Origin of the sequence: Pseudonocardia petroleophila (genome assembly GCF_014235185.1) — a bacterium.
GTDB classification, from domain to species: domain Bacteria; phylum Actinomycetota; class Actinomycetes; order Mycobacteriales; family Pseudonocardiaceae; genus Pseudonocardia; species Pseudonocardia petroleophila.
Genome location: NZ_CP060131.1, coordinates 3,184,491 through 3,199,912, shown reverse-complemented (window position 1 = coordinate 3,199,912; position 15,422 = coordinate 3,184,491). Strand labels below are relative to the sequence as shown.

The window sequence follows — 15,422 nt, the reverse complement described above, 5'->3', positions numbered from 1 at the left end:
TCGTAACCCCGGGAGCGACCGTGACCAGTACCGACGCCGCCGTCCGCTCGATCCACCTGATGGCCCGCGGGTCGCTCGCCGAGTTCGCGGAGGTGGTGCATCCCGACGCCGTCAACCGCGAGGCCGTCGCCGAGCCGCCCGCCTGCCGCGGCCGGGGGCCCGCGGCCTTCCACGCGACCGCGGAGTGGATGCGCGGGATCTTCGACGACCTGGCCTGGGAGGTCCACGAGACGGCGGTCGACGGCGACCTGGTCGTCGTGCGCACGACCATGTCCGGGCGCCAGACCGGCACGTTCGTCGGCTACGGCGCCGACGGCCGCCCGGAGCAGGCGTTCCCGGCCACCGGCCGGTCCTTCGCGACCACCCAGACGCACTGGTTCCGCGTCGTGGACGGGAAGGTCGTGGAGCACTGGGCGAACCGCGACGACCTGGGCACGTCGCGGCAGCTCGGCTGGTCGCCCCCGTCCCCCGCCTACCTCGTCCGCATGCTGCTGGCGACGCGGCGGGCCCGACGAACAGTGAGCCCTTGAGCTGACTGTTCTCACGTGCAACACTTAGCCTCGTGGCACAGTATTCGACCGAGCTCGACGGCGTGCTCGTCGCGCTCGCCGACCCGACGCGGCGCGACGTCGTCAGGCGCCTGGGCCGCGGCCCGTCGAGCGTCGGCGACCTCGCCGGCGGGTTCCCGATGACCCTGCCGTCGTTCATGAAGCACCTGCGGGTGCTGGAGACCACCGGCCTGATCAGCACGGCCAAGCACGGCCGGGTGCGCACCTGCACGCTGCGCCCCGGCCGGCTCGCGCTCGTCGACGACTGGCTCGCCGAGCAGCGCCGCATCTGGGAGGGCCGCACCGACCGGCTCGAGCAGCTCCTCACCGACCCCACGGAGGAACGACGATGAACCCCGATCTCGACCTGACCCTGCAGCGCGTCATCCGCGCCCCGCGCGACGCCGTGTGGAGCGCGTGGACCGATCCGTCCCGCCTGGAGCAGTGGTGGATCCCGGCCCCGACGGTGTGCCGCGTCGAGCGCCTGGAGGTCCGGCCCGGCGGCGCGTTCGTGACGCAGATGAGCGAGGACGGGCAGCGGTTCGACCCGCACATGGAGGCGGTCTTCCTCGTCGTCGACGACGGGGAGCGGATCGTGTTCACGAACGCGATCGACAGCGCCTGGCGACCCGCCCTCCCCGCCCCGGTGCCCATGACGGCCGAGATCACGCTGGGCGAGCACCCGGACGGCACCGACTACCGGATCCTCGTCCGGCACGGGAACCCGGCCGACCGGGCCCGGCACGCGGAGCTCGGGTTCGCCGAGGGCTGGGGGTCGGTCGCCGGGCAGCTCGCCGCGTTCGTGGAGCGGACCGCCGTCGGGTCGGGCCGCTAGCCTGGTCCCGTGTCCGGGATCGTGGCGGGGTCCGAGATCGTGGCGGTGGTGCTCGCCCTCGCCGCGGTCGCCGGGCCCGTCGCCGGACTGGCCCTGCTGGCGCGCCGCGTCCGCCGCCGGGGCGGCTCGGGCGGCTACTCGCTCATGGGCCCGTTCGACGAGCTGTGGCACCCGGCCGCGGTGGCCGCGCGCATCGAGGTCCAGGTGCAGGACGAGCGGCAGGAGCCGGCACCGTCACCCGGCGATCGGCTGCACCGACCGCTCCCACGCCTGGCGGCGGTCGGCGGCGATCTCCCGCCGCCGACCACGACCGGTGCGGTCGGTGAGCGTCACGACCACGGCCATCAGCGCCACCAGCGCGAATCCCGTGAGCATCAGGATGAGGATCGAGTTCGTCATGCGGATGAGCCTGCCCGCGCGGGCCGTTCCGCCCGATGTCTTCGGACCGGCGCGAACGTGCAGTTCTACTAGTTCAGGCGCAGTTCGGCGGCGGCCTTCACCGTGTCGGACTGGTGCTTGAGGACCACGCCGAGGGTGGCGCGCACGGCGTCGTCGTCGAGGGTGTCGAGGCCCAGCGCGAGCAGGGTGCGACCCCAGTCGATCGTCTCGGCGACGCTCGGCGACTTGCGCAGCTCCAGGGTCCGCAGCACGCGCACCGTGCGGACCAGCGCGTCGACCAGCGCCTCGGTCAGCTCCGGCACCCGGGAGGCGACGATGCGGCGCTCCAGGTCGGCGTCGGGGAAGTCGAGGTGCAGGAACAGGCAGCGGCGCTTGAGCGCCTCGGAGAGCTCGCGCGTGGAGTTCGAGGTGAGCAGCACGAACGGCCGGCGGGTGGCGCTGATCGTGCCCATCTCCGGCACCGTCACCTGGAAGTCCGACAGCACCTCCAGCAGCAGCCCCTCGACCTCGACGTCGGCCTTGTCCATCTCGTCGATCAGCAGGACCGTCGGGTCGCTGCGCCGGATCGCCGTGAGCAGCGGGCGGGGCAGCAGGAACTCCTCGGAGAACACGTCGTCGCGGGTGGCGTCCCAGGACTCCGTCCCCTGGCCCGCGGTGATGCGCAGGAGCTGCTTGGCGTGGTTCCACTCGTAGAGCGCGCGGGCCTCGTCGATGCCCTCGTAGCACTGCAGCCGCACCAGGCCCGATCCCGTGGCCTGCGCGACGGCCTTGGCCAGCTCGGTCTTGCCGACCCCCGCCGGCCCCTCGACGAGCAGCGGCTTGCCGAGCCGGTCGGCGAGGTAGACGGTGGTGGCGACGGCCGTGGAGGCGAGGTAGCCGACCCCGGCCAACCGCTCGGCCACATCGGCCACCGACCCGAACAGCGGCGACTGGGGAGCACTCACGCGCCCATCCTGCACTGCGGGCCGCCGGAGCGCCCGGGCTGTGTCGCGAACCCCTCAGCCGCGGTGCACGGTGCCCGCGGCGCCGTCGACGGTGACGAGGTCCCCGGTGCGCAGGACGGCCGTGGCGGTGCGGCAGCCCACGACCGCGGGGATGCCGAGCTCCCGGGCGGTGATCGCGGCGTGCGAGAGCTGGCCGCCGATGTCGCAGACCAGGGCACCCGCCCGGCCCATCGCCAGGTTCCACGCCGGGGCGGTGACCGGGCAGACCAGCACCTCGCCGGTCTCGAGTTCGCAGGCCTCGTCGACGGTGCGCACCACCCGCGCGACGCCGGTGTACCGGCCGGCCGACGCCGGTGCGCCCGTCACGGTCCCGGGCCCGTCCGGCGCGGGCGACCCGGTCATCAGGGCGACGAACCCACCCAGGCGCTGCATCGCGCGCGCCGCCGGGGCGGGCAGCCCCGACGGGTCGGGCGGCGGGGCGGGCGGGTCGCCGACGGTCAGCGGCGGCGGGTGCGCGAGCGCGTGCTGGTGCGCCGCGCGGCGCTGCTCGACCAGGCCGGCGTCGGCGTGCCCGCGGCGGAGCGCACCGGCCAGCTCCTCGGCGGTGAGCAGCAGCGCGTCGGACGGGGCGGGCAGGCCGAGCGCGGCGCCGGCGTCGAGGGCGACCCGGCGCAGCAGGCCCAGCCCGCGCGTCAGGAGGTCGCCGCCGTCGTCGCGCTGCGGGTAGGCGACCCGCGCCCGCTCCAGCGCCGCGCGGTCGTCGGCGTCGAGCAGGGCCTCCTCCGCCGAGCGGTCGACGGGCGGGCGGCGGTACTGCGCCCACGCGGCGGCCACCGCCCCCGTCAGGTGCTCCGGCTGCTCGGCGAGCGTCGGACCGGCGAGGTCGAGCTGCAGGAGCGTGTCGCCGCGGCGGTCGAGGTGGGCGGCGACGGCCGCGGCGACGCCCGGGTCGGCGCGCAGGTCGTCGAGCGTCGGGCGCTCGCCCGCGTCGAGCCGGGCGGCCAGCGCCGGGGACGCCCCGACCGCGGCCAGCACGTCCCGCAGGTCCGTGACGAGCCGGGCCGGCCCGGCCGCCAGCGCCAGCGCCCGTTCCGCGCTCCAGCCGTGGCGCTCCCCCGCCCGCAGCACCCACTCCACCACGAGCTCCTGGACGCCGGACGTGGTCGCGAACCGGACGCGGACGAGCTCCCGGACGAGCCGGGCCGCCCCCTCCAGCCGGCCCGCCCCCTCCGGACGGCCCGGACCGGCCTCGGCGGCCAGGCGCCGCAGCTGTCGCTCGAAGCCCGGACCGGTGACCTCGGCCCAGTCGCGGGCCGCGCGCAGGTGCTCGTCGGCGGCCGCGGCCTCGGCCGCGCGGGCGATCCGGACCGGCACCAGGCCGGGGTCGGCGAGCGGCCGGAACCCGACGAAGCACCACCCGCCGATCGGGACGGCGGCGATGCCCTCGCCGAGGTAGCCCCAGCGGGCGAACGCCTCGGCGAACCCCCGCGTGTAGGGCTCGCACCAGACCGAGGCCCACAGGGGCACCATCGGACCGGTCTGGTGGTCGGCGTCACGGGCCCAGGATCCGGGCGGGACGGTCACTGCGTCGGTGTGCGGCATGGGGCGAGCCTGGCGGGGCGGCGGCGGGGGCGGCATCGGCACTACTGCGTAGACCGGATCTCCCGGGCCAGCTCCGTCCGCGACCCGATGCCCAGCTTCGTGTAGACGTGGTCGAGGTGGCTGGTCACCGTGCGCACGCTGACGACGAGCCGCTCGGCGATGGCGGCGTTGGACAGACCGTCGGTCACCAGCTCGGCCACCTCGCGCTCCCGCGGCGTCAGCACCGGGCCGCGGGGCGCCCCCGCCGGGCGGCCCAGCAGGTCCCGGGCGCGGGCGGCGAGCGGCCGGGCCCCGAGCCGGTCGAGCAGGACGAGGTCCGCCGCGAGCCCGTCGCGGCCACCGCCCCGCTCGGCCGCCTCGATCCGGGCCGTGGCCGCGTCGACCGGCATCCCGAGGGCGTCGAAGGCCGCGGCGGCGAGCGCCGCGTGCCGCGCGGCCTCACCGCGTTCCGCGGACCCCAGCGCTCTGGCCCGCGCCGCCAGCGCCGCGGGTGCGCTGCCCGGCCCCCCGAGCCGGTCGAGGTCGGTGGCCGTCGCCAGCAGGGCGCGGCGGCCGGCCGACGCCCGCACGCAGGCGAGGAGCCGCCACCACTCGAACATCACCAGGTAGCCGCCCCCCGGCCCGGACGACGCACCGGCGAGCACGCGCAGCGTCCGGTGGAGGTCGCGCTCCGGGCCCCGCGGCTCCAGCGGTGCGCCGTCGGGGCCCGGGGGCCCGACGATCCCGTCCGGCCCCGGGACGTCGCCGCGGTGCAGTGCCATCCAGGTCCGCAGCGCGTGCAGCTCGACGGGCCGGTGGGCGCCCCACGGGGAGTCGGCCAGCTCGGTGAGCAGGTCGTCGGCTCCCGGCCAGTCACCGGTGGCGAACCGCCGGTGGAACTCCGCCAGCGGGGAGCGCCACGAGCGCAGCGGTCCCACGCCGCGCTCACCGAGCTCCTGCGCGGCGGCCAGCTCCGCGTCCAGCTCCGTCCACCGGCCCAGCAGCACCGTCAGCTCCAGCCGGGCGTTGCTGCACGCCAGCTCCAGCCGCTGGTCGGGGCAGCGGGGCGCGACCGGGCGCAGGGCGGCGAGTGCGCCGTCGGCGGGCCCGTGCCCGGCCACCATGCGTACGTAGCGCTCGAACCCGGCCAGGCGTGCGCGGGCGCCGGCGTCCGGTACGGCGGCGACGTCCGTGCCGTCGAGGACGGCGAGCGCGACGGCGGGGTCGTCACCCAGGCAGACCAGCTGCAGCGCGTGGGCCTGGGCCGTCGCGGCCCGGGTGGCCGGGTCGGCGGTCGCGGCCAGTTCCAGGGTGAGCGCACTGGAGCGCCGCGCTCCGGCGATGTCGTCACGGAGCCAGGAGAGCCGGGCGGTCACCGTCGCCGCGGTGGCGGCGCCCCGCGGGTCCCCGGCCCGGTTCAGCTGCGTCGCGGCGTCCCGCAGGGCGGCCAGCGCGCCCGCCGCGTCCCCGCACTGCTGCCGGGCGATCCCGAGGTCGAACAGCAGCGGGCCGAGCACCGCCGGGTCGCCCTCGGCCATGTCGACGGCGGCGGTGAGCCAGCGCAGCGCGGTGTCCGGGGCGGCCCGCCGCAGCGCGGCGATCCCGGCGTCGGCCAGCGCCGCGCGGGCCCGCCCGGTCCCGACGACGTCGCGCGCCCCGAGGTGGTGGCGGGCCAGCACGTCGGGGGGCGCCGCCCCCTCGGCCTCCAGCACCGCGACGTACCGGGCGTGCAGCGCCGCCCGCGCGGCCTGCCCGAGCCGGGCCAGCGCGGCGTCGGCCACCAGCGGGTGCGCGGGGGCGTACCGGACGCGGCCGTGCACCCGCTCCTCGACGAGCAGGCCGGCGGCGCGCAGGTCGTCGACCCGGGTGGTGAGCCCGTCGTCGCCGGCGAGCGCCGCGAGCCGCGCGTGCGGCACCGGCTCGCCGCCGAGTGCGACGAGCTCCAGCACCTGCCTGCGGTCCGGCGGCAGCCGGTCGAGGCCGGCGCCGAACAGCTCCAGCAGGTGGGCCGGGGTGTCCGGGTCGGGCTCGGTGCCGGCCCACCCGTCCGGCCTCTGCCTGAGGGCGCCGCGGGCCCGCAGGTCCTGGACCAGTGCCTGCACCACCAGCGGGGTGCCGGCCGAGCGCCGCTCCAGCATCGCGACGAGCGGCCGGGCCACGGGCCCGCCGAGCAGGTCCGCGGCGAGCGCGGCGACGGCCGCGCCGTCCAGCCTGCGCAGCGTCACCGCCTCGTGGCGCGGCGAGCGCGCCAGCACCGAGACCAGGCCCCGGACGTCGGGGCGCGGCGTGGCCGGACGCAGCGCCACCAGCAGGACCACGCCCAGCGCGTCGAGGTCACCGCTGAGGTAGCGCAGGACGTCGACCGTCGCCGGGTCGGCCCAGTGCAGGTCGTCGACGACGAGCAGCACCGGCGCGTCGGCCGCGATCCGGCCGAGCAGCAGCGCCACGGCCTGGAAGACGCGCGACCGGTCGGTGGGCGTCACGGCGTCCGGGGGCCCGTCGGTGCCGAGGCCCTCGACGACCGTGCCCAGCGAGCGCAGGCCCTCGGTGTAGGCCAGCCGGCGCGCCCGGGGCATGCGGTGCAGGTGGCCGCCGAGCGCCGCGGCGAGCGGGCCGAACGCGAGCAGGCTCTCCAGGTCGTGGCCGCGCCCCTCCAGCACCGCCCACCCCGACGCCCGCGCGTGCCCCGTCACGGCGCCGACCAGGGCGGACTTGCCGATCCCGGGCTCCCCGGTGATCGACACCGCTCCCCCGCCCCGGCGCGCGACGGCGTCGTCGAGCAGGGCGATGAGCCGGTCGAACTCGCGCAGGCGGCCGACGAGCCCGGCCGGGTCGCTGGCGATCACGGCGACAGCGTAGCTACGCATTTCTGCCGATGGGCGCCCCGCGGCGCGGCGCGATGCTCCTCGCCATGAGCATCGAGAAGCCCGAGACCACCCCCCGTACCGCCCCCGCCGTCACCGCGGGGCCACCCGTCGCCGTGGCCGTGGCCGGCGCCCTGATCGCCGTCGGCGGCCTGCTGCACCCGAAGGGCGACCCGGTCGCGCAGCTGGCCGACCCCGGGTGGACGCCCGCCCACCTCGCCCTGCTGGCCGGGCTCGTCGTGCTGCTGGCCGGGCTGTCCGGCGTGGTGCGGACCCGCGGGGCCGCGTGGCCGTCCGCGGTGCGGGCGGCCGCGCTGGCGGTGTGCGGCGCGGCGGCGCTGGGCGTCGTCGAGATGGTGCCGCACCTGCTGGCCGGCGGCGAGGCGCACGCCGCGTCGCACGGCGGGCCGACGCCGCTGCTGGAGCTGCACCAGCGCATCGGCCTGTTCTCCAACCTGGCGGTGGGCCTGTCGATCGCCGTGCTGGCGGTGCTCGCCGCGCGCACCCGGGCCCTCGGTGGCGGCCGCGTCCTCGCCGGGGCCGCGGTCGTCGGCGGGGCGGCGTTCGGGCTGGCGGCACCGCTGCTGGTGGCCACCGGCGTCGAGGCGTTCGCGGTCCTGTTCTCCGGCAGCGTCCTGATCGGCCTGTGGCTGCTGGCGTCCGGCCTGCTGCTGGCCCGCCGCCCGTGACCGCCGTCCGCGGGGCGCTGGCCCGCCCGCGCCAAGTCGGCACCAAGTCGGCGGCAAGCACCCCCCGGCAGGCTCGCACCATGACCACGACACGGACCGCGCCGAACCTCGTCGGCATGCGGCTGGCCCACCGCATGATCGTCACCGACCTCCTCCGGCTGACGCAGGTGGCCCGCGGCATCTCCGAGCGGTCGGTGGCGTGCTCCGACCGCCGGGCGTTCGCGATCGGTGACTGGGTCCGGTCGCTGTGCGTGGAGATCCGCCACCACCACCTCGTCGAGGACGGCACGGCGTGGCCGCTGGTCGACCGGTTCGCGGGCGCGTACGTCGACCTCGGCGTGCTCAGTGCGGACCACCGCGCCATGGACCCGATGCTGGAGCGGCTGCGGGTGGCCGTGGCGGCGCTGGAGGAGGCGCCGCCGGCCGAGCGCGGGGTGGTCGGCCGGGCGCTGACCGCCGCGCTGACGACGCTGCGCGACCACGTCGTCGAGCACGTCGAGGCGGAGGAGGCGGAGGTGTTCCCCGCCGTGGAGCGGCACGTGCCCGCCGCGGAGTGGGCGCGGGTCGAGAAGGCCGCCGGCCGGGGCGGGGCGGGGCTGGCGTTCATGCTGCCGCGGTTCCTCGCCGTCGCCGTCGACGACGAGCACCGCACGGTGTTCGGGCCGGCCGGACGGGCGGAGCGGGCCCTGATGGCGGTGCTCGCGTGGGTGCTGGTGCCGCTGCACCGCCGCCGCGAGCGGCTCGTGTTCGGCTGACCCCGGCCGGGAACTGTCGGGGGCGGAGTCCACGATGGGGGCATGAACAGCGAACACCTGCGGGAGCGCGCCGAGAAGGTGCTCACCACGCTGGCCGGTCCGGACGCCCGGCTGCGCGAGGACCAGTGGACGGCGATCCACGCGCTGGTGGCGCTGCGCAAGCGGGCGCTGGTCGTGCAGCGCACCGGGTGGGGCAAGTCGGCGGTGTACTTCGTCGCCACCGCGCTGCTGCGCCAGGACGGCGCCGGGGCCACCGTCATCGTGTCGCCGCTGCTCGCGCTGATGCGCAACCAGATCGACGCCGCGGCCCGCGCCGGGATCCGCGCGGCCACGGTCAACTCGGCCAACACCGCCGACTGGGAGCGCACCTACGACGCCGTCGCGGCCGGGGAGGTCGACGTGCTGCTGGTCAGCCCCGAGCGGCTCAACAACCCCGACTTCCGCGACCGCGTGCTCCCCCGGCTCACCGCGTCGGCCGGGATGCTCGTCGTCGACGAGGCGCACTGCGTGTCCGACTGGGGCCACGACTTCCGGCCCGACTACCGCCGCCTGCGCGCCCTGATCGCCGAGCTGCCCGACGGCATCCCGGTGCTCGCCACGACGGCCACGGCCAACGACCGCGTGGTCGTCGACGTCACCGAGCAGCTGGGCCTGTCGGCGGGTGAGCCGCTGGTGCTGCGCGGCTCGCTCGACCGCGAGAGCCTGCGCCTGTCGGTCGTGAAGCTGCGCACGGCGGCCGACCGGCTGGGCTGGCTCGCCGCGCAGATGGACGCGCTGCCCGGGGCGGGCATCGTCTACACGCTCACGATCCAGGCGGCCGAGGAGGTCGCGGAGTTCCTGCGCGAGCGCGGCCACCCCGTCGCCTCCTACACCGGCAAGACGCCCCCGGAGGAGCGCCTCGCGGCGGAGGGCGACCTGCTGGCCAACCGGGTCAAGGCGCTCGTCGCCACCTCCGCGCTGGGGATGGGGTTCGACAAGCCCGATCTCGGGTTCGTCGTGCACCTGGGCGCGCCCGCGTCGCCGGTGGCCTACTACCAGCAGATCGGCCGCGCCGGGCGCGCCGTCGACCGCGCCGAGGTGGTGCTGCTGCCCGGCCACGAGGACCAGGACATCTGGCGCTACTTCGCCTCGCTGGCGTTCCCGCCGGAGCCGGTGGTGCGCCAGACGCTGCGGGTGCTCGGGCCCGAGCCCCTGTCCACCGCCGCGATCGAGACGCGCGTCGACCTCTCGCGCACCCGGCTGGAGATGCTGCTCAAGGTCCTCGACTCCGACGGTGCGGCCAAACGCGTCAAGGGCGGGTGGGTCGCCACCGGCGAGGACTGGGTCTACGACGCCGAGCGCCACCGCCGCATCGCCGACGCGCGGAAGGCCGAGCAGCAGGCCATGCTCGGCTACCTCGACACCGACCGCTGCCGGCTGGTCTTCCTGCGCGAGCAGCTCGACGACCCGGGTGCCGAGCCGTGCGGGCGCTGCGACGTCTGCGCGGGCACGGTCTGGAGCACCGACGTCGACTCCGGGGCCGCCGAGGCCGCGGCGGAGCGGATCGCGCGCCCCGGCGTCGAGGTGGCGCCGCGCAAGCAGTGGCCGTCGGGCATGAAGGACCTCGACGTCCCCGCATCCGGCAAGATCCCGGCGGGCGAGCTGGCCGAACCGGGCCGGGTCATCGGCCGGCTCTCCGACATCGGCTGGGGCACCCGGCTGCGGGCGCTGCTCGACCCGGAGGCGGTCCCCGACGACGAGTTCGGCCCCGACCTCGACCCCGAGACCGGCGAGCCGGTGAGCACCACCGACCGGCCGGTGCCCAAGGACGTCCTCGACGCGGTCGTGCGCGTGCTGGCCGGGTGGGGCTGGGAGGAACGGCCGGTCGGGGTCGTCGGGATCGGGTCGCGCACCCGCCCGCACCAGCTCGACCACCTGGCCCGGCGCCTCTCCGACATCGGCCGGATCCCGCTGCTCGGCACGCTGGTGCCCGCCGGGCCGCGGCCGGAGGCGCACGCCAACTCCGCGCAGCGCCTGGCCGCGGTGTGGAACGCGTTCGAGGAGCCGACGTTCACCCTGCCCGACGGCCCGGTCCTGCTCGTCGACGACGTGATCGACTCCGGCTGGACGATGACGGTCGCCGCCCGCCTGCTGCGCCGCGCCGGGGCGGGATCGGTGCTGCCGTTCGCCCTCGCCCAGTCCGGCTGAGTCGGGCTGGGTCTCAGACCCCCGCCACCGCCGCCGCCCGCTCCAGCAGCCCGACGGCGTGCCGGTGCAGCAGTGCTCCGGTGTCGGCGTCGGCCTGCCCGGCGAGCGCGCGGGCGTGGGTGCCCTCGATGACGATCGCGAGCTTGAACCCGGCGAGCGCGGTGTACCAGTCCAGGGCCGACAGGTCGCGGTCGCTGCGGGCGGCGTAGTGCGCGGCCAGCTCGGCCGGGGTCGGGAGGCCGCCGAGCGCGGCGAGCGCCCCCCCGGCGATCGGGGCGGCCCCGTCCGATCCCGCCCCGTCCGATCCTGCCCCGTCCGATCCTGCCGCCCCGTCCGGCCAGGTCACGAGCAGCCAGCCCAGGTCGAGCAGCGGGTCGCCGATGGTGCACATCTCCCAGTCGACGATCGCGGCCACGCGGGCCGCGTCGGGGGCGAGCAGCACGTTGTTGAGGTGGTAGTCGCCGTGCACGATCCCGGGCCGGGCGTCGGGCGGGCGGTGGTCGGTGAGCCAGCGCGCCAGCGCGTCGACGTGCGGGAGCGTCGAGCCGGGGTAGCCGGGGAGCCGGTCGTAGGACGCGAGGTGCTCGACCCAGCGGGGCACCTGCCGGGCGAGGAAGCCCTCGGGGCGCCCGAGGTCGCCGAGCCCGATCGCCTCGTGGTCGACGGCGGCGAGCCGGGCGAGCGCGGCGGCGGTGTCGAGGGCGGCGGCGTGCCGGGCGGCGGCGTCGGTCCGGCACGGGCCCTGCACCGCGTCGCCGGGGTGGAAGCCCGCCACCCCCTCCATCAGGTAGAACACCACCCCGCCCAGGACCGACTCGTCGTCGCAGCCCAGGACGAACCCGGGGTGCGGCACGTCGGACCCGGCGAGCGCGGCCAGCACCCGCATCTCGCGGCGCAGCACGGAGTTGCTCGACGGGCGGGGGTGCTCGGGCGGGCGGCGCAGCACGAGGTCGCGGCCCGCCCAGTCCATCCGCAGCACGATGTTCTGGGTGCCGCCGCCGACGCGCCGCACGTCGGTGACGGGCCCGGCGGGCAGCCCGTGCGCGGCGGCCCACCGCACGACGGCGGCGAGGTCGACGTCGTCCGGGGCGGGCCGCGGGGTCACGCCCGGAACCGTAGTGCCGGCGGGCCGGGGCGCGGGGACCCGAGCGGATCGGCGTTGGTGGAGTCGACAACGACCGGGCGGGCGCGGACGTGACAGCCGCCACACCGCCGTCCACGCTGCGGGGCATGACCGATCAGAGCTCGGAGGCCGGGCCCACCTTCGGGCTCTGGTACGACTTCCGCAACCCCGACCCCGACCGCCCGTTCAGCACGTTCTACGCCGAGGTGCTCGACCAGATCGGCTGGGCCGAGCAGCGCGGACTGGGCTCCGCGTGGCTCACCGAGCACCACTTCTGCGCCGACGGCTACAGCCCGTCGCCGTTCGTCCTCGCGTCGGCGATCCTGCAGCGGACCACGCGGATGCGCGTGGGCACCAACCTCATCGTGTCGCCGCTGCACAACCCGGTGCGCCTGGCCGAGGACGCCGCGACGCTGTCGCTGCTGTCCGGCGGGCGCTTCGACCTCGGCGTCGGCCAGGGCTACTGGGTGCGCGAGTTCGAGGCGTTCGGGCAGCAGGTCCGGAACCGGCCGAGCCTGCTGGAGGAGGGCGTCGAGATCATCCGCCGGGCCTGGTCCGGGTCGGCGGAGGGCTTCGAGGGCAAGCGCTACCGGCTGCCCCCGGTCGCGGTCACCCCCGTCCCGGAGCGCACGCCGCAGCTGCTCGTCGGGGCCATGGCCGACGTCGCGATCGAGCGCGCGGCCCGGATCGGCGACGGCTTCCTCAGCACCCAGAACGCCCACCAGGCCGAGTACCTGGCGGCCGTCGAGCGCGCCGGCGGGAACGTCGCGGACGCCCGGATCTACGCGGGCCAGTGGTCGATCATCGCGGAGGACCCGGAGGAGGTCTGGTCGCGGATCGGGCGCCACGCGCTCTACCAGCTCAACGAGTACATCTCCTGGGGCGCGTTCGGCCCGCCCGACGACGTGCCGCGCTTCACCGACCCCGCGCAGATCGTCGAGGCGGGCGCGTACCGGCTGATGGACGCCGAGGCCGCCGTGACGGAGCTGACCGACCTGCTGCGCGGCTGCCCGCAGATCAAGGACGTGCACTTCTGGGCGCAGCTGCCCGGCGAGCCCGTCGACAGCGGGTCCGAGCGCATCGCCTACCTGGCCGACAAGGTGATGCCGGCGGTGCGGGAGCGGCTGGCGGCGTGAGCGAGCTGCTCGTCACCGACTTCCTGGAGCGCGCGCGGCGCCACCACCCGCGGCGCCCGATCGTCGGCTACGACGACGGGGTCGAGGTCGTCCGGTACGACTACGGCGCGTACGCGGGGCGGGTGGCCCGGCTCGCCGGGGCGCTGCGCGCGCTCGGGGTGCGGCCCGGCGACCGGGTGGCGAGCCTGTGCTGGAACCACCACCGCCACCTGGAGCTCTACGCCGCGGTGCCGCTGGCCGGGGCCGTGCTGCACACGCTCAACCTGCGGCTGTCGGCCGAGGAGATCGCCTACATCGCGGGGCACGCCGACGACCGGCTGATCATCGCCGACGCCGACCTGGCCCACCTGCTCGACGGCGTGCACCCCGAGCTCGGCGTGCTCGACTCCGGCGACGCCTACGAGGCGCTGGTCGCGGCCGGTCCGGAGCTCACCGAGCCGCCGCCGCGCTCGGAGCACGACCTCGCCGTGCTCTGCTACACCTCGGGCACCACCGGCCGGCCCAAGGGCGTCGGCTACACCCACCGCGGCCTGAGCCTGCACACCTTCGCCGCCTGCCTCGCCGACGGCCACGCGATCTCCGCCCGCGACACCGTGCTGCACGTCGTGCCGCTGTTCCACGCCAACGGCTGGGGCGTGCCGTTCGCCGCGACGATGGCCGGGGCCGCGCAGGTCCTCCCCGGCCCGCACCCGGGCGTCGAGCGGATCGCGGAGATCGTCGAGCGCGAGCGCGTGACCTACGTCGGGATGGTGCCGACCGTCGCCGTCGACCTGGTGGCGCACGTCCGGGCCCACGGCGGCGACCTGTCGAGCCTGCGGGCCCTCGTGCTCGGCGGCTCCACCCCCTCGCTCGACCTGATCCGCGACCTCGACGAGCTCGGCGTCCCGGTGTTCCAGGGCTGGGGCATGACCGAGATCTCTCCGATGGCGACGTTCACGCGCCCGCCCGCCGAGATCGGCGACGCGCAGGAGAGGCACCGCAACGCGCAGACCCAGGGCAGGCTGCTGCCCGGCCTGCGCTGGCGGATCGTCGACGACGCCGGGCGCGAGCTCCCGTGGGACGGGACGGCGGCCGGGGAGCTGCACGTCCGCGGCCCGTGGGTGGCCACGTCCTACTACCTCGGGGAGGCACCGGACCGCTTCGCCGACGGGTGGCTGCGCACCGGCGACGTCGCGACGATCGACGCCGAGGGCCGGCTGCGCGTGGTGGACCGGGTCAAGGACCTCATCAAGAGCGGCGGCGAGTGGATCAGCTCGGTGGCCCTGGAGCAGGCGCTGCTGGCCGACCCGGACGTCGCCGACGCCGCGGTCGTCGCGGTGCCGCACCGGCGCTGGCAGGAGCGCCCGCTCGCGGTCGCGGTGCTGCGCGACGGCGCGCGGGCCACGGGCGCGCAGCTGCTGGAGCGCCTGGCGGAGCGGGTGCCGCGCTGGTGGCTGCCCGAGGACGTCGTGGTGGTGGACGCGCTGCCGCGCACGAGCGTCGGCAAGACGGACAAGCGGCGGCTGCGCAGCCGGTACGCCGGACGGACATGACGGAGAAGGGGTACTGACATGGCGTTCCTCGAGGTGGAGGACGGCAAGCGGGTCTACTACGAGCACCACGCGGGCGCGGGCCGCCCGGTGGTCCTCGTGCACGGCTGGGGCGTGACGTCGCGCTGCTGGGACACCACGCTCCCCGCGCTGCTGGCCGCGGGCCACGCGGTCGTCACGCTCGACCACCGGGCGTGCGGGCGCTCGGACAAGGACTTCACCGACACCTCGATCGCGGCGATCGCCTCCGACGTCGTCGCGATCGTCGAGCACCTGGGGCTCCGGTCCCCCGTGCTCAACGGCTGGTCGCTCGGGGGTGCGGTCGCCACCGAGGCCGCGGCCCGGCTCGGGTCGAACCTCGCCGGGCTGGTGCTCACCGGCGGCGCCACCCCGCGCTACACCTCGGCCGAGGGCTGGCCCTACGGCGGCACACCGGCCGACGTCGAGGGCGTCCTCGCGGGGCTGGCCGCGGACCGGGCGTCGACGTTCCGGGCGGTGGCGGGGGCGGTGTGCGTCAAGCCGGTCGGCGCCGACGTCGTCGAGTCGATGTGGCTGCAGTTCATGGAGTCCGGGCCGAAGGCCGACCTCACCCTGCGCGACCTGGCCGGCATCGACCAGCGCGACGTCCTGCCCACGCTCGCCTGCCCGGTGCTGCTGCTGTGCGGGCGCGAGGACGGCTTCGTCTCCTTCGACGGGGTCGCCGCCTCGCGCACCCTGTTCCGCGACGCCCGGCTCGTCGAGTTCGGCGGCTGCGGGCACGCGCCCTTCCTGGAGGACGGCGACACCTACCGCGCGGAGCTGCTGGCCTTCCTCGGCGGGCTCGCGGGCTGAG

14 protein-coding genes are annotated in these 15,422 nt (G+C 76.7%); 10 read left to right on the top strand and 4 right to left on the bottom strand.

Annotation, left to right across the window (positions count from 1 at the left end; translation table 11 throughout):
* Positions 1–20: 20 nt before the first annotated feature.
* The 4 genes from H6H00_RS15935 to H6H00_RS15920 are packed head-to-tail and all read left to right on the top strand — an operon-like array spanning position 21 to position 1,854.
* The gene (locus H6H00_RS15935) at positions 21–530 is read left to right on the top strand and encodes an ester cyclase (RefSeq protein WP_255425786.1); all 510 of its coding nucleotides are present in this window, start codon (positions 21–23) and stop codon (positions 528–530) included.
* 32 nt (positions 531–562) lie between these two features.
* Positions 563–901, top strand: coding sequence for an ArsR/SmtB family transcription factor (locus H6H00_RS15930; RefSeq protein WP_185722008.1), 339 nt, complete (start codon positions 563–565; stop codon positions 899–901).
* Positions 898–1,383, top strand: coding sequence for an SRPBCC domain-containing protein (locus H6H00_RS15925; protein ID WP_185722007.1), 486 nt, complete (start codon positions 898–900; stop codon positions 1,381–1,383). Before H6H00_RS15930 ends, H6H00_RS15925 begins: the two co-directional genes overlap by 4 nt.
* 9 nt (positions 1,384–1,392) lie before the next feature.
* On the top strand, positions 1,393–1,854 hold the full coding sequence (locus tag H6H00_RS15920; RefSeq protein WP_185722006.1) for a hypothetical protein: 462 nt from the start codon (positions 1,393–1,395) through the stop codon (positions 1,852–1,854).
* Here the strand turns inward: H6H00_RS15920 and H6H00_RS15915 are convergent.
* The 3 genes from H6H00_RS15915 to H6H00_RS15905 are packed head-to-tail and all read right to left on the bottom strand — an operon-like array spanning position 1,851 to position 7,153.
* Positions 1,851–2,726: an AAA family ATPase gene (locus H6H00_RS15915; RefSeq protein ID WP_185722005.1), complete on the bottom strand. Its 876-nt coding sequence runs from the start codon at positions 2,724–2,726 to the stop codon at positions 1,851–1,853. The genes H6H00_RS15920 and H6H00_RS15915 overlap by 4 nt on opposite strands.
* Positions 2,727–2,780: 54 nt before the next feature.
* Positions 2,781–4,328 carry a PEP-utilizing enzyme gene (locus H6H00_RS15910; RefSeq protein WP_185722004.1) on the bottom strand — a complete coding sequence of 516 codons (1,548 nt, stop codon included), beginning with the start codon at positions 4,326–4,328 and terminating at the stop codon, positions 2,781–2,783.
* A 41-nt stretch (positions 4,329–4,369) separates the two neighbouring features.
* Complete coding sequence (locus H6H00_RS15905) at positions 4,370–7,153, bottom strand: ATP-binding protein (RefSeq protein WP_185722003.1); 2,784 nt, start codon at positions 7,151–7,153, stop codon at positions 4,370–4,372.
* 65 nt (positions 7,154–7,218) lie between these two features.
* On the opposite strand from H6H00_RS15905, the gene H6H00_RS15900 reads away from it, so the two are divergent.
* The 3 genes from H6H00_RS15900 (at position 7,219) to H6H00_RS15890 (ending at position 10,802) form a co-directional block, all read left to right on the top strand.
* Positions 7,219–7,860, top strand: coding sequence for a hypothetical protein (locus tag H6H00_RS15900; protein WP_185722002.1), 642 nt, complete (start codon positions 7,219–7,221; stop codon positions 7,858–7,860).
* Positions 7,861–7,940: 80 nt separating this feature from the next.
* Positions 7,941–8,615, top strand: coding sequence for a hemerythrin domain-containing protein (locus tag H6H00_RS15895; RefSeq protein WP_185722001.1), 675 nt, complete (start codon positions 7,941–7,943; stop codon positions 8,613–8,615).
* 42 nt (positions 8,616–8,657) lie between these two features.
* Positions 8,658–10,802 (top strand): RecQ family ATP-dependent DNA helicase, encoded by a 2,145-nt coding sequence (locus H6H00_RS15890; protein ID WP_185722000.1) that lies wholly within the window; start codon positions 8,658–8,660, stop codon positions 10,800–10,802.
* A 13-nt stretch (positions 10,803–10,815) separates the two neighbouring features.
* On the opposite strand, the gene H6H00_RS15885 is transcribed toward H6H00_RS15890, so the two are convergent.
* Positions 10,816–11,907: a phosphotransferase family protein gene (locus H6H00_RS15885; protein WP_185721999.1), complete on the bottom strand. Its 1,092-nt coding sequence runs from the start codon at positions 11,905–11,907 to the stop codon at positions 10,816–10,818.
* A 125-nt stretch (positions 11,908–12,032) separates the two neighbouring features.
* On the opposite strand from H6H00_RS15885, the gene H6H00_RS15880 reads away from it, so the two are divergent.
* Genes H6H00_RS15880 through H6H00_RS15870 form a run of 3 tightly spaced genes read left to right on the top strand, consistent with a single transcriptional unit; the run spans position 12,033 to position 15,421 of the window.
* Entirely contained in the window at positions 12,033–13,061 is a 1,029-nt protein-coding gene (locus H6H00_RS15880; RefSeq protein ID WP_185721998.1) for an LLM class flavin-dependent oxidoreductase, read from the top strand.
* Entirely contained in the window at positions 13,058–14,593 is a 1,536-nt protein-coding gene (locus H6H00_RS15875; RefSeq protein ID WP_185721997.1) for a long-chain-fatty-acid--CoA ligase, read from the top strand. Before H6H00_RS15880 ends, H6H00_RS15875 begins: the two co-directional genes overlap by 4 nt.
* An 18-nt stretch (positions 14,594–14,611) precedes the next feature.
* Positions 14,612–15,421, top strand: coding sequence for an alpha/beta fold hydrolase (locus H6H00_RS15870; protein WP_185721996.1), 810 nt, complete (start codon positions 14,612–14,614; stop codon positions 15,419–15,421).
* Position 15,422: the final 1 nt, after the last annotated feature.

Excerpts from the sequence above, each read along its gene's own strand:
- H6H00_RS15925 (WP_185722007.1), top strand. The coding sequence starts at position 898 with ATGAACCCCGATCTCGACCTGACCCTGCAGCGCGTCATCCGCGCCCCG.
- H6H00_RS15910 (WP_185722004.1), bottom strand. The coding sequence starts at position 4,328 with ATGCCGCACACCGACGCAGTGACCGTCCCGCCCGGATCCTGGGCCCGT.
- H6H00_RS15900 (WP_185722002.1), top strand. The coding sequence starts at position 7,219 with ATGAGCATCGAGAAGCCCGAGACCACCCCCCGTACCGCCCCCGCCGTC.
- H6H00_RS15895 (WP_185722001.1), top strand. The coding sequence starts at position 7,941 with ATGACCACGACACGGACCGCGCCGAACCTCGTCGGCATGCGGCTGGCC.
- H6H00_RS15890 (WP_185722000.1), top strand. The coding sequence starts at position 8,658 with ATGAACAGCGAACACCTGCGGGAGCGCGCCGAGAAGGTGCTCACCACG.
- H6H00_RS15880 (WP_185721998.1), top strand. The coding sequence starts at position 12,033 with ATGACCGATCAGAGCTCGGAGGCCGGGCCCACCTTCGGGCTCTGGTAC.
- H6H00_RS15870 (WP_185721996.1), top strand. The coding sequence starts at position 14,612 with ATGGCGTTCCTCGAGGTGGAGGACGGCAAGCGGGTCTACTACGAGCAC.